24 protein-coding genes are annotated in these 24,377 nt (G+C 57.9%); 9 read left to right on the top strand and 15 right to left on the bottom strand.

The window, feature by feature from the left end; genetic code table 11:
* The first annotated feature begins 108 nt into the window (after positions 1-108).
* The 3 genes from treB to USG84_RS08700 all read left to right on the top strand — a co-directional run bounded on the left by treB (position 109) and on the right by USG84_RS08700 (position 4,116).
* The gene (gene treB, locus USG84_RS08710) at positions 109-1,527 is read left to right on the top strand and encodes a PTS trehalose transporter subunit IIBC (RefSeq protein ID WP_253543461.1); all 1,419 of its coding nucleotides are present in this window, start codon (positions 109-111) and stop codon (positions 1,525-1,527) included.
* Positions 1,528-1,578: 51 nt separating this feature from the next.
* Positions 1,579-3,234, top strand: a complete 1,656-nt coding sequence (gene treC / locus USG84_RS08705; RefSeq protein WP_151413568.1) for an alpha,alpha-phosphotrehalase — start codon at positions 1,579-1,581, stop codon at positions 3,232-3,234.
* A gap of 135 nt (positions 3,235-3,369) precedes the next feature.
* On the top strand, positions 3,370-4,116 hold the full coding sequence (locus USG84_RS08700; protein ID WP_061099423.1) for an oligogalacturonate-specific porin KdgM family protein: 747 nt from the start codon (positions 3,370-3,372) through the stop codon (positions 4,114-4,116).
* Between the two features lie 8 nt (positions 4,117-4,124).
* Here USG84_RS08700 and USG84_RS08695 read toward each other — a convergent pair whose 3' ends face one another.
* Positions 4,125-4,784 (bottom strand): MurR/RpiR family transcriptional regulator, encoded by a 660-nt coding sequence (locus USG84_RS08695; RefSeq protein ID WP_253540474.1) that lies wholly within the window; start codon positions 4,782-4,784, stop codon positions 4,125-4,127.
* Between the two features lie 178 nt (positions 4,785-4,962).
* Here USG84_RS08695 and USG84_RS08690 point away from each other — a divergent pair, with 178 nt between their 5' ends.
* The 5 genes from USG84_RS08690 to nrdG all read left to right on the top strand — a co-directional run bounded on the left by USG84_RS08690 (position 4,963) and on the right by nrdG (position 12,643).
* Entirely contained in the window at positions 4,963-6,360 is a 1,398-nt protein-coding gene (locus USG84_RS08690; RefSeq protein ID WP_071888285.1) for a PTS fructose transporter subunit IIC, read from the top strand.
* Between the two features lie 10 nt (positions 6,361-6,370).
* Positions 6,371-8,968: a glycoside hydrolase family 38 C-terminal domain-containing protein gene (locus USG84_RS08685; protein ID WP_320738239.1), complete on the top strand. Its 2,598-nt coding sequence runs from the start codon at positions 6,371-6,373 to the stop codon at positions 8,966-8,968.
* A 1-nt stretch (position 8,969) separates the two neighbouring features.
* A complete protein-coding gene (locus tag USG84_RS08680; protein ID WP_151413567.1) occupies positions 8,970-9,542 on the top strand; it encodes a fructose PTS transporter subunit IIA in 573 nt (190 codons plus the stop codon).
* Positions 9,543-9,911: 369 nt separating this feature from the next.
* On the top strand, positions 9,912-12,050 hold the full coding sequence (gene nrdD, locus USG84_RS08675; protein WP_253540472.1) for an anaerobic ribonucleoside-triphosphate reductase: 2,139 nt from the start codon (positions 9,912-9,914) through the stop codon (positions 12,048-12,050).
* A gap of 128 nt (positions 12,051-12,178) precedes the next feature.
* Complete coding sequence (gene nrdG / locus USG84_RS08670; RefSeq protein ID WP_253540469.1) at positions 12,179-12,643, top strand: anaerobic ribonucleoside-triphosphate reductase-activating protein; 465 nt, start codon at positions 12,179-12,181, stop codon at positions 12,641-12,643.
* A gap of 3 nt (positions 12,644-12,646) precedes the next feature.
* On the opposite strand, the gene USG84_RS08665 is transcribed toward nrdG, so the two are convergent.
* From USG84_RS08665 to USG84_RS08610, 12 genes are all read right to left on the bottom strand, one after another.
* On the bottom strand, positions 12,647-12,931 hold the full coding sequence (locus tag USG84_RS08665; protein WP_151413015.1) for a type II toxin-antitoxin system RelE family toxin: 285 nt from the start codon (positions 12,929-12,931) through the stop codon (positions 12,647-12,649).
* Complete coding sequence (locus USG84_RS08660) at positions 12,921-13,163, bottom strand: type II toxin-antitoxin system RelB/DinJ family antitoxin (RefSeq protein ID WP_023331889.1); 243 nt, start codon at positions 13,161-13,163, stop codon at positions 12,921-12,923. The genes USG84_RS08665 and USG84_RS08660 overlap by 11 nt, the downstream gene beginning before the upstream one ends.
* A 77-nt stretch (positions 13,164-13,240) precedes the next feature.
* Positions 13,241-15,151 carry a BglG family transcription antiterminator gene (locus tag USG84_RS08655; protein WP_253540465.1) on the bottom strand — a complete coding sequence of 637 codons (1,911 nt, stop codon included), beginning with the start codon at positions 15,149-15,151 and terminating at the stop codon, positions 13,241-13,243.
* Positions 15,152-15,170: 19 nt separating this feature from the next.
* Entirely contained in the window at positions 15,171-16,307 is a 1,137-nt protein-coding gene (locus tag USG84_RS08650; protein ID WP_414146786.1) for a lactonase family protein, read from the bottom strand.
* Positions 16,308-16,436: 129 nt separating this feature from the next.
* A complete protein-coding gene (gene dagF, locus USG84_RS08645; RefSeq protein ID WP_061099431.1) occupies positions 16,437-17,177 on the bottom strand; it encodes a 2-dehydro-3-deoxy-phosphogluconate aldolase in 741 nt (246 codons plus the stop codon).
* Positions 17,174-18,292, bottom strand: coding sequence for a DgaE family pyridoxal phosphate-dependent ammonia lyase (locus USG84_RS08640; RefSeq protein ID WP_151413013.1), 1,119 nt, complete (start codon positions 18,290-18,292; stop codon positions 17,174-17,176). Before USG84_RS08640 ends, dagF begins: the two co-directional genes overlap by 4 nt.
* Positions 18,276-19,409 (bottom strand): amidohydrolase/deacetylase family metallohydrolase, encoded by a 1,134-nt coding sequence (locus tag USG84_RS08635; RefSeq protein WP_253540463.1) that lies wholly within the window; start codon positions 19,407-19,409, stop codon positions 18,276-18,278. Before USG84_RS08635 ends, USG84_RS08640 begins: the two co-directional genes overlap by 17 nt.
* Before the next feature lie 42 nt (positions 19,410-19,451).
* The gene (locus USG84_RS08630) at positions 19,452-20,093 is read right to left on the bottom strand and encodes a DUF4310 family protein (protein ID WP_151413012.1); all 642 of its coding nucleotides are present in this window, start codon (positions 20,091-20,093) and stop codon (positions 19,452-19,454) included.
* Positions 20,094-20,106: 13 nt separating this feature from the next.
* The gene (locus USG84_RS08625; protein ID WP_023310182.1) at positions 20,107-20,883 is read right to left on the bottom strand and encodes a DUF4311 domain-containing protein; all 777 of its coding nucleotides are present in this window, start codon (positions 20,881-20,883) and stop codon (positions 20,107-20,109) included.
* Between the two features lie 23 nt (positions 20,884-20,906).
* A complete protein-coding gene (locus tag USG84_RS08620) occupies positions 20,907-21,206 on the bottom strand; it encodes a DUF4312 family protein (RefSeq protein WP_006810338.1) in 300 nt (99 codons plus the stop codon).
* Positions 21,207-21,208: 2 nt separating this feature from the next.
* Complete coding sequence (locus USG84_RS08615; RefSeq protein ID WP_023293430.1) at positions 21,209-21,571, bottom strand: SFCGS family glycine-rich protein; 363 nt, start codon at positions 21,569-21,571, stop codon at positions 21,209-21,211.
* 10 nt (positions 21,572-21,581) lie between these two features.
* Positions 21,582-21,920: a PRD domain-containing protein gene (locus tag USG84_RS08610; protein WP_119917024.1), complete on the bottom strand. Its 339-nt coding sequence runs from the start codon at positions 21,918-21,920 to the stop codon at positions 21,582-21,584.
* Between the two features lie 417 nt (positions 21,921-22,337).
* Between USG84_RS08610 and USG84_RS08605 the strand changes: the two genes are divergently transcribed.
* Complete coding sequence (locus USG84_RS08605; RefSeq protein WP_041911460.1) at positions 22,338-22,493, top strand: Hok/Gef family protein; 156 nt, start codon at positions 22,338-22,340, stop codon at positions 22,491-22,493.
* A gap of 70 nt (positions 22,494-22,563) precedes the next feature.
* Here the strand turns inward: USG84_RS08605 and cybC are convergent, their stop codons facing one another.
* Together cybC and pmbA are read right to left on the bottom strand one after the other, a co-directional pair.
* Positions 22,564-22,950 carry a cytochrome b562 gene (gene cybC / locus USG84_RS08600; RefSeq protein WP_028015297.1) on the bottom strand — a complete coding sequence of 129 codons (387 nt, stop codon included), beginning with the start codon at positions 22,948-22,950 and terminating at the stop codon, positions 22,564-22,566.
* Between the two features lie 40 nt (positions 22,951-22,990).
* Positions 22,991-24,343, bottom strand: coding sequence for a metalloprotease PmbA (gene pmbA, locus USG84_RS08595; protein ID WP_151413011.1), 1,353 nt, complete (start codon positions 24,341-24,343; stop codon positions 22,991-22,993).
* Between the last annotated feature and the right edge of the window lie 34 nt (positions 24,344-24,377).

The raw sequence follows: 24,377 nt of genomic DNA, 5'->3' as shown, positions 1-24,377 counted from the left end.
GTGATCTTCGCCCGATTTCGGGAACGTTCCCATTTTCGCCGTCACGCTGAAGGAGTAGGCTTGCGCTCAGGTCATTACCCCCCTCAACATCTGTCATGAGGTTTCATGATGAGTAAAGTCAAACAAGCAGATATCGATCGGCTGATCGTCCTGGTCGGCGGCCGCGGAAACATCGCCACCGTCAGTCATTGCATTACCCGCCTGCGCTTCGTGCTGAACGATCCGGCCAAAGCCGATCCGAAGGCGATTGAAGAGCTTTCCATGGTTAAAGGCTGCTTCACCAACGCCGGGCAGTTCCAGGTGGTTATTGGTACCGAAGTGGGCGATTACTATCAGGCTCTGCTGGCGACAACCGGGCACTCTTCCGCCGATAAAGAGCAGGCGAAGAAGGCCGCGCGCCAGAATATGAAGTGGCACGAGCAGCTGATCTCCCACTTCGCGGAGATCTTCTTCCCGCTGCTGCCGGCGCTGATCAGCGGGGGCTTAATTTTAGGCTTCCGTAACGTCATCGGCGACGTGCCGATGAGCGACGGTAAAACCCTGGCGCAGATGTATCCGGCGCTGAAAACCATCTATGACTTCCTGTGGCTGATAGGCGAAGCGATCTTCTTCTATCTGCCGGTGGGGATTTGCTGGTCCGCGGTGCGCAAGATGGGCGGTACGCCGATTCTCGGTATCGTGCTGGGCGTCACGCTGGTCTCTCCGCAGTTAATGAACGCTTACTTACTTGGGCAGCAGGTGCCGGAAGTGTGGAACTTCGGCCTGTTTACCATCGCCAAAGTGGGCTATCAGGCGCAGGTCATTCCGGCCCTGCTGGCGGGTCTGGCGCTGGGCTTTATTGAAACGCGCCTGAAGCGCATCGTGCCGGATTACCTCTACCTGGTGGTGGTGCCGGTCTGCTCGCTGATCCTTGCCGTCTTCCTGGCGCACGCCTTTATCGGTCCGTTTGGCCGCATGATCGGCGACGGCGTGGCCTTCGCGGTGCGTCACCTGATGACCGGCAGCTTCGCCCCGATTGGTGCCGCGCTGTTTGGCTTCCTGTATGCCCCGCTGGTGATCACCGGCGTGCACCAGACCACGCTGGCCATCGATATGCAGATGATCCAGAGCCTCGGCGGTACCCCGGTCTGGCCGATTATAGCCCTGTCTAACATTGCGCAGGCCTCTGCGGTGACCGGCATCATCATCGTCAGCCGTAAGCACAACGAGCGTGAGATCTCCGTTCCGGCGGCCATCTCCGCCTACCTCGGCGTGACCGAACCGGCGATGTACGGTATTAACCTGAAATACCGCTTCCCGATGCTCTGCGCGATGATCGGCTCCGGCCTGGCGGGCCTGCTGTGCGGCCTGAACGGCGTGATGGCGAACGGAATTGGCGTCGGCGGCCTGCCGGGCATCCTCTCCATCCAGCCCGCATTCTGGCAGGTGTTTGCCCTGGCGATGGCGGTGGCGATTATCGTCCCCATGGCGCTCACTACCGTGGTTTACCAGCGTAAGTTCCGTCAGGGCACGCTGCAGATTGTTTAACTTCATCTTTCGGGGCGCAGTTGCGCCCCTTCGCATTTGCAGGAACGCACTATGAATACCCTTCCTCACTGGTGGCAGAACGGCGTCATCTATCAGATTTACCCAAAGAGTTTCCAGGATACCACCGGCAGCGGCACCGGCGATCTGCGCGGCGTGACCCAGCGCCTGGACTACCTGAAAACCCTCGGCATCGACGCCATCTGGCTGACGCCGTTTTATATCTCCCCGCAGGTGGATAACGGCTACGACGTGGCGAATTACACCGCCATCGACCCATCTTTTGGCACGCTGGATGACTTTGATGAGCTGGTTGCCAGGGCGCACGAACGCGGCATTCGCATCGTGCTGGATATGGTGTTTAACCACACCTCCACGCAGCACGCCTGGTTCCGCGAGTCGCTGAACAAAGCGAGCCCGTACCGCCAGTTCTACATCTGGCGCGACGGCACGCCGGAGCAGCTCCCCAACAACTGGCGCTCCAAGTTTGGCGGCAACGCCTGGCGCTGGCACGCCGAGAGCGAGCAGTATTATCTGCACCTCTTCGCCCCGGAGCAGGCGGACCTCAACTGGGAAAACCCGGCGGTGCGCGAAGAGCTGAAAAAGGTGTGCGAGTTCTGGGCCGATCGCGGCGTGGACGGCTTGCGTCTGGACGTAATTAACCTCATCTCTAAAGATCAGGATTTCCCGGACGACACCCTTGGCGACGGTCGCCGCTTCTACACCGACGGGCCGCGCATCCACGAATATCTTCAGGAGATGAGCCGGGACGTCTTTACCCCGCGCAACCTGATGACGGTGGGCGAGATGTCGTCAACCTCGCTGGAAAACTGCCAGCAGTACGCGTCGCTCGACGGGCGCGAGCTGTCGATGACCTTTAACTTCCACCATCTCAAGGTGGACTACCCCGGCGGCGAAAAGTGGACGAAGGCAAAGCCGGACTTCGTGGCGCTGAAAACTCTTTTCCGCCACTGGCAGCAGGGGATGCACAACAAAGCCTGGAACGCGCTGTTCTGGTGTAACCACGACCAGCCGCGCATCGTGTCGCGCTTTGGCGACGAAGGAGAACACCGCGTTCACGCTGCAAAGATGCTCGGCATGGTGCTGCACGGCATGCAGGGCACGCCGTATATCTATCAGGGCGAGGAGCTGGGGATGACCAACCCGCACTTCAGCCGCATCACCGACTACCGCGACGTGGAAAGCCTGAACATGTTCGCCGAACTGCGCGCCAGCGGCCGCGAGCCGGATGAATTACTGGCGATTCTGGCGAGTAAATCTCGCGACAATGGCCGCACGCCGATGCAGTGGGACGCGACGCACAATGCGGGCTTTACCGAGGGCGAGCCGTGGATTGGCGTCTGCGATAACTACGAAACCGTGAATGCCCGTACGGCGCTGGACGACCCGGATTCAGTGTTCTACACCTATCGGTCGTTGATTAGCCTGCGTAAAACCCTGCCGGTGCTGACGTGGGGGGATTACGACGATCTGCTCCCTGAACACCCTTCCCTGTGGTGCTATCGCCGCCGGTGGCAGGGCCAGACGCTGATGGTGGTGGCGAGCCTGAGCCGCGAGCGCCAGCAGTGGCAGCCGGACCCGGTACAGGGCGAATGGCAGGTCGCACTCAGCAACTATGAGGACGTCCCCTCCCGTCCCGATACGCTGCTCTTGCGCCCGTTTGAAGCCATCTGGTGGGTGCAGGAATAAACGTCAGGAGATACAGCATGCTGTATCTCCTTTTTTATGTTTAGCGATACGCTAAATGTACGACGATAACTTTTACATCACGGCGTACCCAAAATAAAAATAGCCCTGCCAATTAAATAACCTCGGCAGGATATTATGAAAAAGACAATTATTAAAGCAACGTGTATTAGCGCATTATTATTAAGCACGCAGGGATGGTGCGGAAATACGTCCGTCGACCTTCGCTTTGGTCATAATACGCGCTCAGACGTAAATGATTCTCGTATTAAGGTCATGCATCAGGCGAATAACGGTTTTTACTTCTCCGTTGAAGCCGCACAAAACCACAACGACACCTTTTTTGGTGATACCGACCGATATAACTCCGACGACAAAGGGTTAACGGAGGCGGCGCAGGAGATCGAAACGCGCTGGCGCTTCGATCTGGGCAATGGCTTCGCCGTAGCGCCTGGCATGGTGACGGTTTTCACCGCCAGCAATACCCATTACCGCCCCTTCATTCAGGGGTGGAAAGCGTTTGATAACGGTCTGAACCTCTCCGCCCGTTACCGTTATAACACCGTCAATGACGCGCACAGCGACAAAGAACTCGACGGCAGCGGCTACACCCGCCGCCAGTCACACCAGTTCGATATTTGGTTCGCGTACAACATTGGAAAATTCGGTATGTCCTACAACCCGCGCTTCCGCTGGCAGGATAATGTCGATCAGGGAACCGGGGATGATACCTACTGGGAGCATACCGTCGCGTTCAACTACAAGCTCGACGATGGCTGGACGCCTTACGTCGAGCTGGTATCGCTGGATAAAACCTATATCAACGATGACGGCAACCATGAAAATGATTATGCCGTGCGTCTGGGGATAGTGAAGCAGCTCTGACGGCCTGACTACACCGTATCGTGCTGCAGCAGCCGGCAGCCGATACGGTCCACGGCGCTTAACAGTTCAAGCTGCCCCTCCCGCTGATACAGCGATACTGCGCTAATGTCGATCGGTAACGGCCAGCATAGCGTTGAGATTGACGCCAGCGTCGACCCCTGGCGGGTAATCGCAATAATCTTTAAGCCTTTGCGCAGCGCGTTTCGCGCCATTTCTATCAGCGACTGCGTCTCCCCGGATTTACTGATCAGCACCAGCGTCCCCTTCGATACCCGTGTCAGCTGGTGCATGTCATTCAAAATAAGATGCGGCAGGCTCGCCAGCGATAAAAAACGCGACAGGTAGTTGAGGCTGGTAAGCGAGGCGCCCCGTGCGTACAGATAGATATGGCTGGAATGGGTGAGCAGCCTGGACACTTCCGCCACAATGTCGTCCGCCTGCGGACCCGCGTCGGGCACTACAGGCGCAGGGGTAAAGTGATCGCGTAAAAAACGATACCGAAGCTCGGTATAGCTTTTATACCCCATTTTTTTACACACACGATTCACGGACGTTGTTGTCGTAAAGGTATCACGGGCAATCTCTTTTGCCGATATATTAGAAATATTACACGCGTGATGCTGAATGTATTCAAATATCAAGCGCTCACTTCCCTGGAATGAATTCATATATTACACCCTGTTTAATCCCGGCATGATATTAACATACCAGGAAAATAGTCACTGGAAGGCGCTTCACAATTGCATTTACGCGTATCACGATACGTAATTAGTATTAGCAAACGTTAAAAACTGTTTTAGGTTCTCTTTATACTTTCCCTGTTTTCACATCCAGGGAATTATGACAATGACGAAACAAAAAGTTGTCGCGGTAACGGCCTGCCCGACGGGCATTGCACATACCTTTATGGCGGCGAATAAAATTATTGCATGGGCTAAAGCGCACAACATCGAGGTAAAGGTTGAAACGCAGGGCAGCGACGGCGTTAAAAACCGCTTAACGAAGCAGGATATCGCCTCCGCCACGGCCATTATTCTGGCAACCGACGTCCCCATTCAGGATGCCGAACGCTTTGAAAACATTCCCCACCTTCAGACCCGTACGCAAGAGCTGATCAAGCATACCGATCGCTATCTGCGTCAGGCGCTGGCGATGGAAAAAAACGTCACCACGGTCGTACATGAAGACGAACTCCAGCGTTCGGCTTACCAGATTTTTATCGGCCATATCATGGCGGCCATCAGCTATATGCTGCCGGTGGTGGTCATGGGCGGGCTGATGATGGCAACGGCTAAAATTACCGGCCAGTTTATTAACATTGAACATTCGCCGTTCAGCGTGCTGGATAAAGTGGGCTTTATGACCATTAAGTTCATGTATCCGGTTTTCGCCATGTATCTGGCGTTTTCCATTGCCGGCAAACCGGCGCTGATCCCCGGGCTTATCGGCGGCATTATGTCCGATGAAGTCTACAAGCGCTTCTTTGATATCGAAGGCTTTATGCCGTCCGGCTTTTTCGGCGCGATCGGCATTGGCTTTTTTGTGGGCTACCTGGTGCGCTGGCTCAATGATTCGATTCACGTCCGCCAACAGCTGACCACCATTAAGACCATGCTGATCGTCCCGCTGATCACCGCCATTACGCTGGTGATGGTCATGGAATATTTAATCAACCCGATTTTTGGCTCGCTTAACCAGCTAATGGTGGTCTTTTTTACCTCGGCGGGTGACACCGGACGCGGGTTCTATTCCGCGATGATTGCCGCGGGCACCGCGTTCGACCTGGGCGGCCCGGTCAACAAGGCGGCAGGCTCGGTCGCGCTCGGCCTGAATGGCATAAGCGAGACGTTTGATTTAACCGCCCGCGAACTCTCGATCGTCATCCCCTCTATTGGCGTCGGCTTTGCCGCGTTCCTCAATGGCCGCTTTGGCCTGCCGGATGTCTTCAGCCGGGAAGAGAAAACCGTTGGCAGCACCTCGCTATTGCTGGGCGTTATCGGCATCTCGGAAGGCGCTATCCCGTTCATCCTGAAAAACCCACGCCTGATCCCGGTGTTTATGGCCGGTGCCGTCGCCGGCGCGCTGGTCGCCATTGCACTCGGCGTGAAGCAGACGCTGCCGCTGCCGGCCATCTGGGGCTGGCCGCTGGCAACCAACGTGGCGGGCTACCTGGCGAGCGTCTTTATTGGCGCACTGATTTGCGCCCTGGGCGTGCTTTACGTCAGCCCAAAGAACGCCAGATAAGGGGAGCGTCATGAATCAGATCCACGTCATTGCCCACACGCACTGGGATCAGGAGTGGTATTTCACCCGTCAGGACAGCATGGTGCTGGCGTCATATAACTTTGCGGACGTCATCGACACGCTGGAGCAGGACCCGGCTTACAGCTGCTATCACCTTGACGGACAGATGGCGGTGGTGGAGGACTTTCTCGCCATCAATCCCGATTATCGCACCAGGCTGGAAACGCTGGTCAGAGAGAAAAGGATTTTCGTGGGGCCGTGGTATACCCAGACGGACACCTACAACGTGCATGGCGAATCCATCATCCGCAACCTCAAGTACGGCATCTTCTCTGCCCGTAAGCTGGGGCACGCCATGCAGGTTGGGTATCTTCCGGATACCTTCGGCCACAATGCGCAGATGCCCACCATTTTGCAGGGCTGCAATCTCGACAACATCGTCTTCTGGCGCGGTATCGATCACGACAGGCACGCTAAAAGCAGCCAGTTCCTCTGGCGCGCGCCGTCAGGGGCGACCGTTATCGCCTGCGCCATGGCGCTCGGCTATGGCGCGGCTAAAAACATGCGTTCGGAGCCCTGCCATCTGCAGGGTAAAATCTACCCGATGGTCAATCTCCTGCGCTCGCGGGCCGGAATAAACGACCTGCTGCTGCCCTGCGGCGGCGATCAGGTCAGCATCGACCCGGCGTTGCCGAAAATCCTTGAGGTCGCCAGCGCACAGTCCCCGAACGAGGACCGTTACGTCATCAGTTCCCTGGAGCGCTACGTCGACATTCTTCGCGCGCAGCGTGAGCAGTTTGAACGCTGGGAAGGAGAGCTGAAATCGCCGCGCTACACCCGCATCCATAAAACGATCGGCTCCGTGCGATACGACATCAAAAAGAAAAATGATGACGTTGAGCAGTTCATCCTGCGGCAGCTTGAGCCGACAATCGCCATGGCGCGCCATCTGGGGATCCCGGTCAACCTGTCAGTGGTCGATACCCTCTGGAAGAAGCTGTTGCGAAACCATGCCCATGACTCCATCGGCGGCTGTAACAGCGATGCCACCAACCGCGACATTCTGCATCGGCTGGAGCAAACCGAACAGCTGTGCCACAGCCTGTGGAATCTGGTGGTGAAAACCCTGGCCGCCGCCTGCGCTCGGGAAGGCGACGTGATGATTTTCAACCCGCTGGCCACGCAAACGCAGCGCGTGGTGAAAGCCACGCTTTATAGCCGCGCTGACAATATCGCGCTGACGTATCAGGGGCAGCCCCTCCCCTTCGACGTCCTGAAAAGAGACGTGTTGCCCGGCGGAACGGCGATCTCCCTTACCGCCGAAGGCGAGTGTGAGACGCCCCTTCCCCCTTACTTCCGCTGGCACGTTGCGGTGCAGACCCCGGTTCTGCCGTCGGTCGGCTATCTCACCGTTAACGTGGAAGATAACCCTGCACCGTTCCGCCAGCCTGAACAGGTAAAGGGCAGCGAGATAGAGAATACGCATTATCGGCTGTCGCTGGACGCCGGAACGCTTACCCTGAAAGACAAGCGCAGCGGCAGGCGCATCCCCTCTTTCTTTACCCTCGAAGACTGCGCGGACGCGGGCGATAGCTACGATTTCTCGCCGCTTGCGGGCGACGCGCCGACGCGCTGTTCCCATTTTACGCTCGTCGACTGCCTGAAAACGCCGCTTGTCGAAAAGCTGGTCGTCGAAGCCACGATGCATCTTCCGCAGGATCTCGCAGGCCGTCAGGATACCGCCCGAACGCCGCTATCCCTTCTTCTGACGTGCGAATTACGCCATGACGATCCGAACCTGTATGTCGAGAGTACGCTTGAAAACAGCCACTGCGATCACCGGCTACGTTTACTGATCGGCAGCGATATTCACACCCGTCACGCTATCGCCTCCCAGCCCTTCGCGATAATCGAGCGCGAAACGGGGTATGAGAGTGAAAACTGGCAGGAGCGCTATCGCGAGATGCCCGTGGATATCGAAACCACCGAAGGCATTATTGCCGTTGCGGAAGCGGGCAAAGCGCTGGTAGTAAATAGCCGCGGCATGAAGGAGTTTCAGGTCATTGGTAGCGAACCGGCGGCGATTGCCCTGACGATGTTTAAAGCGACGGGCGTGCTCGGGCGCAACGATCTCGACTGGCGGCCGGGCCGGGCGTCGGGCATTAATAATACGGTGGTTGAGACCCCCGATGCCCAGTTGCTGAAACCGCTGCACTTTTCATTTACCGTCGCACTGGCCGACAGCGCCGACCACCTCACGCTTCGCCAGCTGGAAAATCAGGCGGCCGGGCAGCCCTTCTCCTACCAGCGGCAATCATTACACTCGCTCGATCACCGCCTTGAGCGCTTTGCGTTGCGCCTGCCCGACCGCCAGCTTCCGGCTGAATTCTCATTATTGAGCCTGCCAGAGCCGCTAGTCCTGTCTGCCCTGCCCCATGCGCAACGGTCGAATGGCACGGTCGTCCGGGTGTTTAACGCCGGGACGCAGCCGGCTCCCGTCCCGGCAGCGCTGGCAGGGCTTCGTCAGATCAACTATCTGGAAGAGCCCGTGCAGCCAGTAACCGCAATCCCCCCTTCCGCAACCTGCGATTTTTTGATGGAGGCTTAATATGAACTTGCTTGCATTGACGCACCCCGATCTGGTTTTTATCAACCCGCCGCACCGTACGCCTGAAGCGCTGATCCGCTGGCTCGCCGAACCGCTCGCCGGGCGAAATATCATCAGCGACGAAGAAACGTTTATCCAGAGCGTTTTACAACGTGAAAGCGAAGGTCCTACCGCGCTGGGTGAAGCGCTCGCCGTTCCGCACGGTAAAAGCGAGGCGGTGCAGCAGGCGGCGTTTTGTCTGGCGCTTTTTGACGACCCGATACGCTGGCCGGGTCTGGACGGTGATGAAGAGGTGAGAATGGTTTTTCTGCTCGCCATTCCGCCCGCAGAAGCAGGCAGTACCCATATGCAGCTGCTGACGACGCTGACCAGCTTATTGACGGAAGATCGAGTGCGCGAGCGGCTTCTGGCGGCGCGCACCCGGGAAGAGGCGATGTCCGCCCTCAGTGCTGAAGAACCTCAAAAACAGGATGCGCCCCCCGACCGATCCCTTCTCATTCCGGTGATACTGGGCAGTATCGCTACCGCAGCCTTTTTACAGGCAGGATTGAGCTGGGCCTGCGCGGTGGGTTAACCGAACGGCGCTCAGCACGTGCCGTGCTGAGCGCTTGTTTTTGTTGAATAATTAATCAGATTTTTCCTCCACGTCTTTACAAAGGCTGAAGCGCCCGCCGTTTGTACTCTCGTGTTTTTACTTTGTTCTGCATCAAATAAATCGCAAACTTGTTTGATGCAAATCACTATATGTAGAATTTAAAATGCACGCCGACCCAACATCTTGTATTAATCGTCTACTATTCCAACAACAAGACGGCGCTTACGCTGGCCGGAATTGTGGATAACACGAGCTGGGAACGCGGGAAGTCTTTGGCCTGGCGGGGAATACGTCCGGTGAATACTTCTCCACCTCTGTGGATAACCTGTTTTTAAAAATGGAGTGATCATGACACCGCATGTGATGAAACGTGATGGCTGTAAAGTGCCGTTTAAATCAGAGCGCATCCAGGAAGCCATTCTGCGTGCAGCTAAAGCAGCGGGAGTCGATGACGCAGATTACTGCGCCACCGTCGCAGAAGTCGTTAGCAGCCAGATGACTGAACGCAGCCAGGTCGATATCAACGAGATCCAGACCGCGGTTGAAAACCAGCTGATGGCGGGCCCCTACAAACAGTTAGCCCGCGCCTACATTGAGTATCGCCACGATCGCGACGTGCAGCGCGAGAAGCGCGGACGCCTGAACCAGGAGATCCGTGGCCTGGTGGAGCAAACCAACTCTGCCCTGCTCAATGAAAACGCCAACAAAGACAGCAAAGTGATCCCGACCCAGCGCGACCTGCTGGCCGGTATCGTCGCCAAACACTATGCCCGCCAGCATCTGCTGCCGCGCGACGTGGTCTCGGCGCACGAGCGCGGCGAGATCCACTATCACGATCTCGACTATTCGCCGTTCTTCCCGATGTTCAACTGCATGCTGATCGACCTGAAAGGCATGCTGACCCAGGGCTTTAAAATGGGTAACGCCGAGATTGAACCGCCTAAGTCGATATCCACGGCGACAGCGGTAACGGCGCAAATCATCGCTCAGGTGGCGAGCCACATTTACGGCGGGACCACCATTAACCGCATTGACGAAGTGCTGGCCCCGTTCGTGACGGCGAGCTTCAACAAGCATCGTAAAACGGCGGAAGAGTGGCAGATCCCGGACGTTGACGGCTACGCGCACTCCCGCACCGAGAAAGAGTGCTACGACGCGTTCCAGTCGCTGGAATATGAAGTGAACACGCTGCACACCGCCAACGGGCAGACGCCGTTTGTGACCTTCGGTTTTGGCCTGGGCACCAGCTGGGAATCACGCCTGATCCAGCAGTCCATTCTGCGCAACCGTATTTCCGGCCTCGGCAAGAACCGCAAAACCGCGGTGTTCCCGAAACTGGTGTTCGCCATCCGCGACGGCCTGAACCACAAGTTTGGCGATCCAAACTACGATATCAAACAGCTGGCGCTGGAGTGCGCGAGCAAGCGCATGTACCCGGACATCCTTAACTACGATCAGGTCGTCAAAGTGACCGGCTCGTTTAAAACGCCAATGGGCTGCCGCAGCTTCCTCGGCGTGTACGAAGATGAAAACGGCGAGCAGATCCACGACGGGCGTAACAACCTGGGCGTGATCAGCCTGAACCTGCCGCGCATCGCGCTGGAGGCCAAAGGCAATGAAGCTGAATTCTGGACACTGCTGGATGAACGCCTGCAGCTGGCGCGCAAGGCGCTGATGACCCGTATCGCACGCCTTGAAGGGGTGAAAGCCCGCGTGGCGCCGATCCTTTACATGGAAGGGGCCTGCGGCGTGCGCCTGAAGGCGGACGATGACGTGTCTGAGATCTTCAAAAACGGCCGCGCGTCGATTTCGCTGGGCTATATCGGCATTCACGAGACCATCAACGCCCTGGCTGGCGACACGCACATGTACGACAGCGAGGCCCTGCGCGAAAAAGGCATTGCGATTGTCCAGCGCCTGCGCGATGCGGTTGACCAGTGGAAAGAGGAAACTGGCTACGGGTTTAGCCTCTACAGTACGCCGAGCGAGAACCTGTGCGACCGCTTCTGCCGTCTGGACACCGCCGAGTTCGGGGTTGTGGAAGGCGTGACCGACAAAGGGTACTACACCAACAGCTTCCACCTCGACGTGGAGAAAAAGGTGAACCCGTACGACAAGATCGACTTCGAAGAGGCGTATCCGCCTATCGCCAGCGGCGGCTTCATCTGCTACGGCGAGTACCCAAACATCCAGCACAACCTGAAGGCGCTGGAAGACGTGTGGGATTATAGCTATCAGCACGTGCCGTATTACGGGACCAACACGCCGATCGACGAGTGCTACGAGTGCGGCTTTACCGGTGAGTTCGAATGTACGAGCAAAGGCTTCACCTGCCCGAAATGCGGCAACCACGACGCGGCCCGCGTCTCCGTGACCCGTCGCGTGTGCGGCTATCTCGGCAGCCCGGACGCGCGTCCGTTTAACGCCGGCAAGCAGGAAGAGGTGAAGCGCCGCGTGAAGCATTTGGGGAATGGGCAGATAGGGTAAGTTCTGCGCAGGGTTCTCCCCCTCACCCTACCCCTCTCCCTCAAGGGAGAGGGAACTCTTCCCCCTCTCCCTGTGGGAGAGGGCCGGGGTGAGGGCATCAGCGCGCACACATTCTCTGGACATTTTCTATGCGATACCATCAATACTACCCCGTCGACATCGTCAACGGCCCCGGCACCCGCTGCACCCTGTTCGTCTCAGGCTGCGTCCACGAATGCCCCGGCTGCTACAACAAAAGCACCTGGCGCGTAAATTCCGGCATGCCGTTTACCGCCGAGATGGAAGACCGAATCATCAACGACCTGAACGACACGCGCATCAAACGCCAGGGAATTTCCCTCTCCGGCGGCGACCCGCTGCACCCGCAAAACGTGCCGGAGATCCTGAAGCTGGTGAAGCGCATTCGCCGCGAGTGTGTGGGAAAAGATATCTGGGTCTGGACGGGATATAAGCTGGAAGAACTGAATGCAGCTCAGAAGGAAGTCGTGGATTTGATTAACGTCATGGTCGACGGCAAGTTCGTGCAGGATTTAAAAGACCCTATGCTGATCTGGCGCGGCAGCAGTAACCAGGTAGTGCATCATCTGAGATGATCGTTAGAGCCGTTTGTTTGCATCATGATAAACGGCTGATTTCTCTCTTTTTCCGATAGCGATAACAAATACCGTTACTACGTTATCCTGAACCTGATAAACCAAACGATAACCCTGGGATCTGAGTTTTATTTTGTAGCAATCCGGCAGGCCGTGCAGGCGGGCCGATTCGATCCTGGGGTTCACTAATACGTCAGCAAGTTTCTTTTTAAACTGGCATTTCACCGTATCGCCCAGCTTATGCCACTCCTTTAAAGCCCTCGGGTCGAATTCCAGTTCATAAATCATCCAGACTAACCTTAATTCCCTTTTGCGGATTCGCCAGCCGCTCCCGGACTGTCTGTATCAATTCATCTTCACTGTCACTGATGGTGACAGTTTTCACCGGCATACGCCCCGTTTCCGCGACGTACTGAAACAGTAACCGCACGGCTTCCGTTGGGGTGATATTGAGTTTTTCCAGCACGGCATAAGCCTCGTTTTTGAGTTTGTCATCCAGACGGACGTTCAGCGTGGCCATTATGCCTCCAGTAAAATCGAATGTGTAATGCAGTTTAGCATTACATTCGCATTACATCGAATTCTGGATAATGCCTCTCAAAACCGGCTCAAACTCTCCATCGCCACCGCCTTAAACCCGGCAAAATCTCCGCACTGGCACAGGCGTGCCATCGCGCGTTCTCGCAGGAAGGTGACGAAGATGTCGTAAATCGCCATCGCCTCTTCGTACTCGCTTTTGCTGATGGCGAGCAGGAAGATGACGTGCGCCGTTTCATCTCCCCACTGAATACCCTGCGGAGCCAGCACCGTGTAGACCACCGTTTTCTGCGCCAGCAGGCCGAGGGAGTGCGGCAGCGCGATGCCGTCGCCGAGCATGGTGCTGACGATAGCTTCACGCTCAACGACCGAATCCAGAAACTCCGCGCCAACAAAGCCTTCGCGTTCAAGCTGGTCACACAGCTCGCGGAACAGCGTTTGCTGGTCAACAGGCTTGTCGAGAATGCGGAAATGGGCCGCATCGAAGTATTTCTCCAGCATCCACGGGCGGGTGCGGTCCACCAGCACCAGCTTGCCGATCTGCTCTAACTGATAATCGGTCGGGAACGGGGCGATCGTCACCACTGGTTTGGATTTTTCACTCACGCGAGCGGTGGAGATAACAAAGTCTTCGCCGATGGCATCCGCCAGCTCGTACTCGCGCAGGGTGAGCGTGCGCGTCACCTCGATCTGCGGGTATTTGCGCTGGAGCACCGCCTCAATCATGCGGACCATCGCGTTACCGGCATCGCATACCAGCAGCACGCGCGGCTGGCGCTGGTAGCCGATGTTGTAGTGGCGCTCCAGCCCGACGCCGATATGCAGCACCAGAAAGCCAATCTCGTTTTCGCTGATCACGTACGGCGTGTATTTGCCCCAGCTCGACACCGCAGCAAGGGTCATATCCCATGCCATCGGGTAGTGCTGCTTGATGTTATCCAGCAGCGGATTGGGGATCATGATTTGATACCGCACGCGGGTGATCATGGTTTTAATGTGCGTGAGCAGATCCGCGTGCAGCTGCGCGTCGCTGAGCAGGTTGTAGTTATAGTGGGTGTTGATGTAGCGCAGGATGTAGTTGACCAGCGCTTCGTCGTCGTCGGCGTTAATCGCGCTGGGGGCGATCTCCTGGATCTGCCGCGCCGCAATGTGCACGCACAGCCAGCTCTCTTCGGACGGCGACAGCGCTTTGCCCGCCAGCTCCTGAATGGCCACCGCAATATCCTTCGCCGCTTCCCGCACGTTCTCTTCCACGTCTTCGGCGTGGAATTCCGGCAGCGGAAAACCTTCGCTGATACGACGCACCGACACCGCGCAGTACAGGCGCAGGAACAGCTCACCTTCGTCGGTCAGGCGAATGTGGTGCCGGGTGAGCGCGTCGTGCAGCACGACCACCATCTGCTCCGGTACCCCGGCGTTGAGCGCGACTTCCGTCACCAGCGGGTTGAGGCTGTCCTGCTGCGCCAGCTCCCACAGGAGATCGGTCAGGCAGGCGCGGACCGACATCTCGCTGCCAAACAGCTTCATGCCGTGGCGCGGGCGGGTTTCCAGCGTCAGGTTATAGCGCTGGAACCACTCGCGCACTTCCACCATGTCGCTCTGCAAGGTGGCGCGGCTGACAAACCACTCGTCGGCCAGATCTTCAAGCTTAAGTGAAAACGCCGACGTCAGGAAACGCACCACCAGATAGTGCACGCGCTCCGGTCCCGTTCGGGGAATACGCAGCGCGCGCGGATGCGATGCCTGCAGCTGCTGATAGCGCTCGGCATCGTCAATTTTAAGCTGGTAGCCGTTGCCCCGGCTCAGAATAAACTGCGCGCCGTGGCTCGCCAGCAGCGCGTTCAGGGCGGTGATATCTGCGCGGACGGTTCGCGTGGAGACCGACAGCCGCTGCGCCAGCTCGTCCTGCGGCAGCGTCTCGTTTTGCAACAGATCGAAAAGTTGCGCTAAACGTTGGTTCGGAAATCGCACGTCGTTGTCCTCTTACTGCTCAGGGTGAAATGACCATCTGGGATGGGCTGCCGACCGGGGTATAGTCAGGCTCGAAGCTCAGCTTGCCGTCCTGCGCCACGCGGAAACGGGTAATGTTGTCGCTGCGCTGGTTCATGACGTACAGCCAGCGTCCCTGTTTATCGAGCGTCAGGGTGCGCGGGTAGTCGCCGCGGGTCCAGACATCCTCCTGATGCGTCAGCGTGCCCTCCGCTGTTACGGTAAAGTGCCCGATGCTGTTATGCAAACGGTTCGCCACATACAGCTGCTTACCGTCGGCGCTTAATGCGAGCCCGGCTGCAAAGCTGGTGCCTTTATAGCCGTCCGGCAGGGCAGAGACCGTTTTGCCCTCTTTCAGCCTGCCGCTGCTGTCCAGCGCATAATGGGTGAGCGTAGACGCCTCTTCGTTAATCAGCCACAGGGCATCCCCCTTTGGCGTAAAGACAAAGTGGCGCGAACCGGCGCCTTTTGAGGAGGCGCTGATAAACGGCGGATCGTTCGGCGTAAGCTTTCCTGTTCGATCGTCAAAGCGGTACTGATAGATGCGATCCAGCCCCAGATCGGTAGAAAAAACGTATTTCCCGCTCGGATCGGCGGCGATCATGTGCGCATGGGGGCCGTTGTGATCGCTGATGGCAAAGCTACCCTCAACAGCCGCTTCCGGCTTCGCCGCGCCCGGTTCTCCCTGGTCCTGATGTTTGTCCGTAGCGTCACCCAGGCTGCCGTCCGCGTTGACGGGCAAAACGGCAATCGATCCGCTGACGTAATTCGCCACCAGCAGATGCTTGCCGTTTGGCGTCAGCGAAAGATACACCGGCCCCGCGCCGCCGGAGGCCACCTGATTCAGCTCGCTCAGCGCGCCGTTATCGCCCACCCGCAGCGCCTGCACCACGCCCTGCTCCACTTCGCTTGCCAGATACAGCGTTTTACCGTCTTGCGAGACGGCCAGCTGCGCGGCGTTCGGCAGCGTGCTCACCAGCGTTTTACTCGCCAGCGCGCCGCTTTGCGGGTCAACGGTAAAGCGGTACAGCCCTTCCCCATTGGGATTATAGGTACCCACCCAGGCGTATTGCGTCTGGGCGACAGCGGCGGTGGCAAGCAAAGAGAGTGAAGCGACAAGCAGGGTACGAGTGTGCATGATGGCTCCTTCAGGTGTGTGCGGTGTTTTATCCCCCTCACCCTAACCCTCTCCCCAAAGGGGAGAGCGGACGATTACACCCTCTCCCCTTTGGGGAGAGGGCCGGGGTGAGGGGTGTTGTTTTTTTTGTTACTTCACCAGCTTTTTCGTCATTTCCAGCAGCGTACGCACGTCTTCCGGACGCGTGTCGCCGCTGGCTTTGTCGATAATTGAACTGTAGATATGCGGGATGATCTTGCTTACGCCCGCGTCGAGGGCGATCTGCAGGATCTCCTCATAGTTTTCCAGATCGATACCCCCCGTCGGCTCCAGCCAGAAGTCGTGACGGGCGCAGGCTTCCGCCACCGCCTGATATTCGTCGCGGCACTTCAGGCCGCCCATCGGGAAGTACTTGATTGAGCTGCCGCCGAAATCTTTCAGCAGGGCAATCGCGGTTTCAACCGGCACGATGCCGTCCGGCGCGCTGCTGCTCAGCGGTCCGGTGGAGATTTTGACCATGCCCACGGTGCCGGTTGGGGAGACCAGACCGTTAACCACCGATTCATTCTGCCCCAGCAGCGCGCGGCTGGTGGCCACGCCGGTGAAGACCTGGTTGACGTGCTGCGGCTGCACCTGGCGGGAGATCTCACTCACCATTGCCGACTGGTTCGGGTCACCCGCGCCCAGCCCTACGGAGAGCGCGTTATCAATCAGCGCGGCGTATTCGCGCATATCGGCAACAGCGCTCGCCACGTCTGGGTAGTTTTTGGAGAGCACGCCCACCAGCACGTGACCTTCCGCCGCCTCGTAAATGGCGCTGGCGTTGGCTTTCGAGCCTGCCAGCACGTTCAGGCAGACGCGGTCACGGTAAAAATTGGGGGTCAGTTTCATGCGTTTTTCTCCTGTCCTAATACTTCGCTAATGCGGCGGTAGACGATGTTCAGCTGGTCAGCGCTCACGCTGCGCACGTCTGCTTCGATAATCCCTTCGTTGGCCTTGTAGCCACGGAAATAGATGGCGTATTCGCCCTGCTTCAGCTTCGCCACCAGGTCACCGGTGCCGACGCCGGTCGTAGCTTCGTCGAACTTAATTTCGGTGCGGGCGATATCACGACCCGCGCTGTCCCAGACCACGCGCGCGGTGACGCCGTTCAGGGTGTTGAGCGCGTCGATAAACGGCGTCATCTTCGCCACCATCTCGGCGCCGCTCTCTTTGGTGGCCGTCAGGTAGTGTTCGATGGCGCAGGTCAGGCCGAGGATCCCCTCTTTGCCGACCTTCATCGCGCGGCCAATGCCCGCCGTCTGGCGCTTCACCCACTCAACGTACTGGGTTTTGCCGATCACCAGCCCGCTGGTTGGCCCTTCAATTGCCTTCGCGCCGCTGTAGATCACCAGATCCGCGCCGGAGCGGTAGTACACGTGCAGATCTTCTTCCGCCGCGGCATCGACGATCAGCGGCAGGGAGTGTTTACGCGCTACCACCGCCGCCTGCTCGACGCTGAGCATGCTTTTCTGCACGCAGTGGTGCGATTTGATGTAGAGGATCGCCGCCGTGCGCGGGGTGATTGCCGCCGCCAACTGATCGGCGGAACATTCGTTGGCGTAGCCCGCCTCCACCAGCTTACCGCCGCCCAGCGCCACCATGGTGCCGACCGGCGCGCCAAAGTTAACGTTGTGGCCTTTCGGCAGCACGATTTCGTTGTTCTCGATTGGGGTGACGTGCAGGTTTTCCAGCAGCCAGTCGCTGTCTTTCACCAGCACCGCCGCCACGGACTGGGCAATGCCCGCCGACGCGCAGGAGACCACCGTCGCGCCTTCCACATCCAGCAGCTTCGCAATGTATTCCCCGGTTTTGTTGACCAGATCCTTCATTTCGAAATAGTGATTCATGCCGTCCATCGCCGCCTGCACCACTTCCGGGCGCGGCGTGGAGACGCCCAGCGCCGTCATGCGGCCTGAGGTGTTAATCACCTGCTTTAAGTTGTACTTCTCATAAATCGAAGGCATGTTCCGTGCTCCCTTGTTCGGTCATGTAGCCCTTGCCCGCGCGGATCGCGGCAAGCGGCACCAGAATGTGTTCAGCCTGCAGGCTGTCGTTTTCGGCATCCGTCAGCACCGTTGGCTGGCGCTTAATTGTGAACAGCGTTAAATCCGCGTCGAGACCCGGCTGGATGCGGCCCTTCCGCGCCAGGCGCAGGCCGTCCGCGGCGTTCGCGGTGACGCAGTCAATCACCTGCGGCAATGACATGCCGATGGCGAGAAACTTCGACATCACGCTCGAAAGCGAGCCAACCGGGCCGTTAATGCGGTTGCGGCAGTAGATATCCGAGCTGATGGTGTGCGGCAGAATGCCCATCGCGATAGCGCGTTTCGCCACCTCAAAGCTGAAGCTCGCCGTGCCGTGGCCGACGTCCAGACGCACGCCGCGCTTCAGGGCGGAGGTGATGGAGGCGCGCAGCTCGCCGGAAGGCGTCAGAATGCGGTTGGGCTTGCCGTTGTAGCAGTGGGTAATGATGTCGCCGGAGCTCAGCAGTTCAGCAATTTCGTCGAGGTTTGGCGGGTTGTTGCCAATGTGCACCATCAGCGGCAGGTCGCCGTTCTCTTTCTGGATGGCTTTCGCGCGCTCCAGCGGCGTAATGCCGTTTTCACCGACCACGCTGCTGCTCATGCGCGCCTTCAGGCCGACGATAAAATCCGGGTGGCGCTTCACCGCCTGCTTCACCGCATCGGCGTCAATGTTTGCCATGTTGGCCAGCTCGTTCTGGGCAATCAGCCCCACGCGGGAGATGTTCAGCAGGGCAAACACCTCTGTTGAGGCTTTGCGGGTGATGTCGTAAAAATCGTCCACGTCGTCGGCCCCGGTACTGCCCGCGTCCACCACGGTGGTGACGCCGGTGGCAATGCCCACGCTGTCCGGCTCGTCGTGGTAAATAGGTGAGTTCGGGTAGCAGTGAACGTGGGAATCAATCCAGCCTGCGCTGACGTACACGTCACCGTGAAGCTCAACCGTCTTGCGGGAGGGAGCGTCAATTTCGCCCGTCGCGGCGATCTTCCCGTCCTGAATGGCGATATCGGTCAGGGTATCGTCGGCGAGGCGCGCACGGCGCAGGAGTAAATCAAACATGAGGATCTCCTGATAAGGCGGGCGCCGGAGCGCCCGCGGGTATTAAAGGGCGACCGGGAACAGCCAGCCCAAAATCATTGCGCCGAGGATGGCGCCACCGGTAATCGGCTTCTGCCAGATGTAGAACAGCAGCGCACCGACCAGAGAGCCAACGCCGATTGGAATGGAGGCGGTCATGGCGCTGAGGATAATCAACGGCCCGAGGAAGCGGCCGGAGGCGTTGCCCGCGCCCATCATCACGTCTGCACCGTAGGTGGAGTTGCTCTGGTTGATGGTGAACTTACGCGCCAGGATGATGACGTAGCCGATCGCCAGGCCAATCACCAGGCCGGTAATCAGCGAGGCGATGAAGTTAGTCACCGGGAACATGATCCCCGCGCCCAGCAGCAGCGCCGGTATGCCGAGGCCCACGCCGGTCTGGATCGCCCCGCCGATGTCGAGAATACCCACCAGCGACCCTTCGATAATGCGGGCGAACAGGAAGCTTGCGCCGAACGCCGCTACCGCGCCATAGACGCCGGTGTCGATTCCCGCTTTCAGCATCGCCACGAAGGCCACTTCGTTAAACGCGCCGATGCCGTAGAGGTAGTACATGTGCGTCCCGGCGAAGACGCCGGAGGAGAGCAGGCCAACAAAGATCGGGAACGACCAGTCGGCATACCAAAAACCTTTATTCTGTTCCATTTAGAGGCTCCTGTTATTTACCGCTGAGCGAGTTGTGGATCATGTCGAGCCAGTTCGGCACGGTCAGATGGAAGGATTCGATCATCTTCATGTCGAAGCCGCGGAAGAAGCCGCTCAGCACGAAGAGCAGGACGATCGCCGCCATCATCACTTTGGTGACGTGGTTCCAGCCGCTCTCTTCCACGCCTTTCCCAATCAGGATCCCCAGCACCAGGCCCGGTACGGCGTTGCCCATGATCAGCTGCGCCGCGCCGCCAAAGATGGTGGCCCAGAAGCCCGATTTTTTACCCGCGTCGATGGCCGCCAGCCAGAAGATCACCGGCATCACGGTGTTAACCAGCAGGTTCGCGGCAGGCACCAGCACCTTCACGGCGGTGACCTGAAGCGCTGCCGGCACGGAGGAGGCGGTCAGGTTCAGGAAGGTGACGACGAGCATGCCAATCACGCCGCAGGCAATCGCCATTTTGCGCGGGTCGTGCAGCGTTTCGCCGACGTTACGGTTTTTGATCATCAGTGCAGCAGCACCCCAGTTCGGGATGATGCGGTGGTCTACGTCCTGTGTGAAGGCACCCGCAGCCACGGAAGAGGCCCAGGCGTTAAAGAAGAAACCTAACCCAAAGGAGAAGTGGGACGCCGGATCCCCTTCACAGGAGTTCAGTTCCCCCAACGTACGAAACGCGCCCATACCCTGAGTGGTAGGCGCATGAAACATGCGTGCAGCCCCGGCTCCGACACCGACGCCAACCAGGCCGCCAATGATGAGCGATTTTATTAATATAATTAAGAACATCAGTCTGCCCTTTTTATGAATAATCAGCGTTGCGTGACGAAATCCACCTGGTCGAGATTGATGGCGGTCACGTTGACGGTCACATCCAGCTCCACGCTGTAGGTGCGTCTTTCCCGGCGCAAAAAGAAGAACAGAAACGCTTCTTTACGCACCGCTTCTTGCGCCTGAACAACCTGCACATCCTGTGGCTCAATACGCAGTAAGATATGCGGTGAGGCTTTCATCACCGCGGCCTGAACGTGGTTGAGCGCGTCGGCAAAGGCGCGCGCTTTGGCGTCGCCCTTCCCCTTCACTCTCACCGTGGTTGTGAACTGTTCTTTCATGCTTATGCGCCGTATTTTTTCTGCCACGCCTGCACAAGACGCTCGCCCAGCTCTTCTTTATCCATAAAGCCGAAGCCCAGCACGTTGCAGCCTTCGTTGATGGCGGTCACGCCCTCTTCAACCGAACGCATGCCGTATTTGGCCTTGTAGCCATATTTGGTTTGCGCGGTGATAGCGCCCGCGCCGCCGCTGCCGCAGAAGGAGATGCCGAAGGTGGCGTTTTCCGCTTTCATCACGTCGCCGAGCTTCATATCCGCCGCCATGCCCGGCACGACAACCGCGCGTCCGCCGGCTTTTTCCACGCCAGCAGCCACTTTCTGACCTTTGCCCAGGCGATCGCCAATCACGACTGTAATCTGTTCCATGTGTTGCTCCTTAAAGGTTGTCTTTCGCGACTTCAAAGTGAACGGAGAGCAGCCAGGCTTCTTCATCAGGAAGGTTGCCAAACTGCGCCACCACTTCACGGGCAAGCTGCATTGAATCTGGTGAAATTTCGTCGAACAGCTCTGCTTCTACCTCCGGCAGCGGCTCGCCGGTTACTGACCGGTGCGCCATTGCGCGCACGTGGGAGGTGAGCATCTGCTCCTGTACCGCATTGGGGATGATGTTGTGCCGGGCCAGCAGGGCATAAACCTGCTGCAGCATGGTGGTCGCGAGCTGTTCTGTTTGCACCGCCTGTTCCCCAACGTCGTTCATTACCGCTCCGTTAATCACTCGTCTTACCCCGTTAATGGCTCTGGAATAAAACTAACGTTGGGGGGGAATTGTTTGTAGCGAGTTGTTTTCCACTTCAAAGTGGAAAGGCGAGCCGCAGCAGTGATCTGTGCCACATAAATATGGTGAATATGGTTAAACCGCTGTATTTACGTGATGAATATCACGCTATTAAGCGGTACTAAACAGGTAAGCAGAGTGGAAAAGTTTACGAGCAGGCTCGTAGAAATGTGACGTGGATAAGGTTTTCTTATGAGGATTCGCTAGAGTGGCTGCGGGTGCTTGAGACTGACCGTCTCAGGCATGGGACGGAAAGTGGAAAGCCCCGCCTGATAGAAAATCAGGGCGGGGGCTCGAAACGACACGTCACGACCGTGGAGTTCGCTACCTCGCCCGCTTTAAAGCAAGGAGGCACCCATGAAACGCCAATCCCCAATTATCCGGGTTTCGATGATTGTTGCTTTGACAATAATCATTTTAACGCTGGTGACGAGGAAAACACTGTGCGAGATCCGTTTTCGAAACGGCTCGCTTGAAGTGACAGCGCGGATGGATTGTCGCTCCGGCCAGTAGGGAGCAAGGATGCGGGGGCGCTTAGTGCGCCTCCGCATACGGGGAAAGGACGTACAGCTCAGGCACCCAATTAACGATATTTTTTGTGATACGTGTTGCGCGTCGCCACAAACTGGTCAGCCGCAGCCTGGGCTTCCTTCACTTTGCCTTCGTTAGCCAGCTTCAGCGCACCGTCGATCTGGCCGACCAGCACGTCAAAGCCGTGGCGATAGTCCTTCATCTCTGCGCTGTCTGCCGCTTTGCTTTCCAGCTTTGGCGGCGTCGCTTTTTGCGCGTCCAGCGCCGCTTCACGCATTTTGGTCAGTGCGCCTTTCATTTCCGCCGCATTGTCCGTTTTCTGCACGACCTTCAGGTTTTGACTGAGGATGTCCATGTTGTCTTCGAGATCGGCAGCAAACGCAGAAGAGCCAAGAACCAGCGTTGAAGCCGCGACGATCGCTAACAGGTGTTTACGCATTGCTCACTTCCTTTTTTATTATTAAAACGCTTTTCGGGTATTACTGGCCGGCGATTTTCATTTCCGGCAGTAATACAGAACCACACTGTATATTGCTACGTGTTTCAATATCGTTACCGACCGTAACGATGTTGCGCCACATGTCCTTCAGGTTGCCGGCGATGGTAATTTCGCTCACCGGATACTGAATTTCGCCGTTTTCGACCCAGAAGCCCGCCGCACCGCGCGAGTAGTCGCCGGTGATGCCGCTTACGCCCTGGCCCATCAGCTCGGTGACGACCAGGCCGGTGCCCATCTCTTTCAGCATCTGCTCAAAGCTCAGGCCCTGACCGGCAATGCGCCAGTTGTGGATCCCGCCCGCATGTCCGGTGCTTTTCAGCCCCAGCTTGCGCGCGGAGTAGTTGGTCAGCAGCCACTGGGTCAGAATGCCGTCTTTAACGATATCGCGGCGTTCCGTGCGCACGCCTTCGCTGTCGAACGGCGTGGAGGCCAGCCCTTTCAGCAGGTGCGGATGTTCTTCGATAGTCAGCCAGTCCGGCAGGATCTGCTTGCCCAGCGAGTCGAGCAGAAAGGTCGATTTACGATAAACCGAACCGCCCGCGATAGCGCCCACCAGATGGCCAAACAGGCCGGTCGCCACTTCATTGGCAAAAATGACCGGGGCTTTCATGGTGGAGAGCTTACGCGGCGACAGGCGAGACAGCGTGCGTTCGGCACACTCTTTACCCACCCACTCAGGGGACTGTAAATCCCCCAGCGCGCGGCCAATGGTGTAGGCGTAGTCGCGCTCCATGTCGCCGTTCTCTTCGGCGATGACGCAGCTTGAGAGCGAGTGACGGGTTGAGCAGTAGCCCTGCAGCATGCCGTGGCTGTTGCCGAAGACTTTGATGCCGTAGTGGCTGTTGAAGCTGCCGCCTTCAGTATTCGTGATGCGCTTGTCGGCCTGCAAAGACGCCTGCTCGGCGCGCGCGGCCAGTTCAATGGCTTCATCCGGCGTCACTTCCGCCGGGTGGAAAAGATCGAGATCCGGCGCGTCAAACGCCAGCAGCTCTTTATCCGCCACGCCTGCGTAAGGATCCGGCGAGGTGTAACGGGCGATATCCAGCGCCGCCTGCACCGTACGGGCAATGGCATCCGGGCTGAGATCGGTAGACGACGCGCTGCCTTTGCGGTTCTGGTGATACACCGTGATCCCAAGCGCGCCATCGCTGTTAAATTCTACATTCTCCACTTCGCCATAGCGGGTGCTAACGCTAATGCCGGTGGTTTTGCTGACCGCCACTTCGGCGCCATCTGATTTACCTGAAGCGAGCGTCAGCGCGGTGGAGACGGCTTCTTCCAAAATCTTACGCTGCGCTTCAACTTGTGAGGTTACTTTCATCGCAAATGCCATACTGTAAGAGAGAGTTAAGTGAAGTCTAACAGAG

It is taken from the genome of Enterobacter sp. 168J2 (assembly GCF_034107265.1).
Lineage (GTDB): Bacteria > Pseudomonadota > Gammaproteobacteria > Enterobacterales > Enterobacteriaceae > Enterobacter > Enterobacter nematophilus.
Note: the sequence above shows the minus strand (reverse complement) of the source record. Positions and strands in the feature narration are given on the sequence as shown.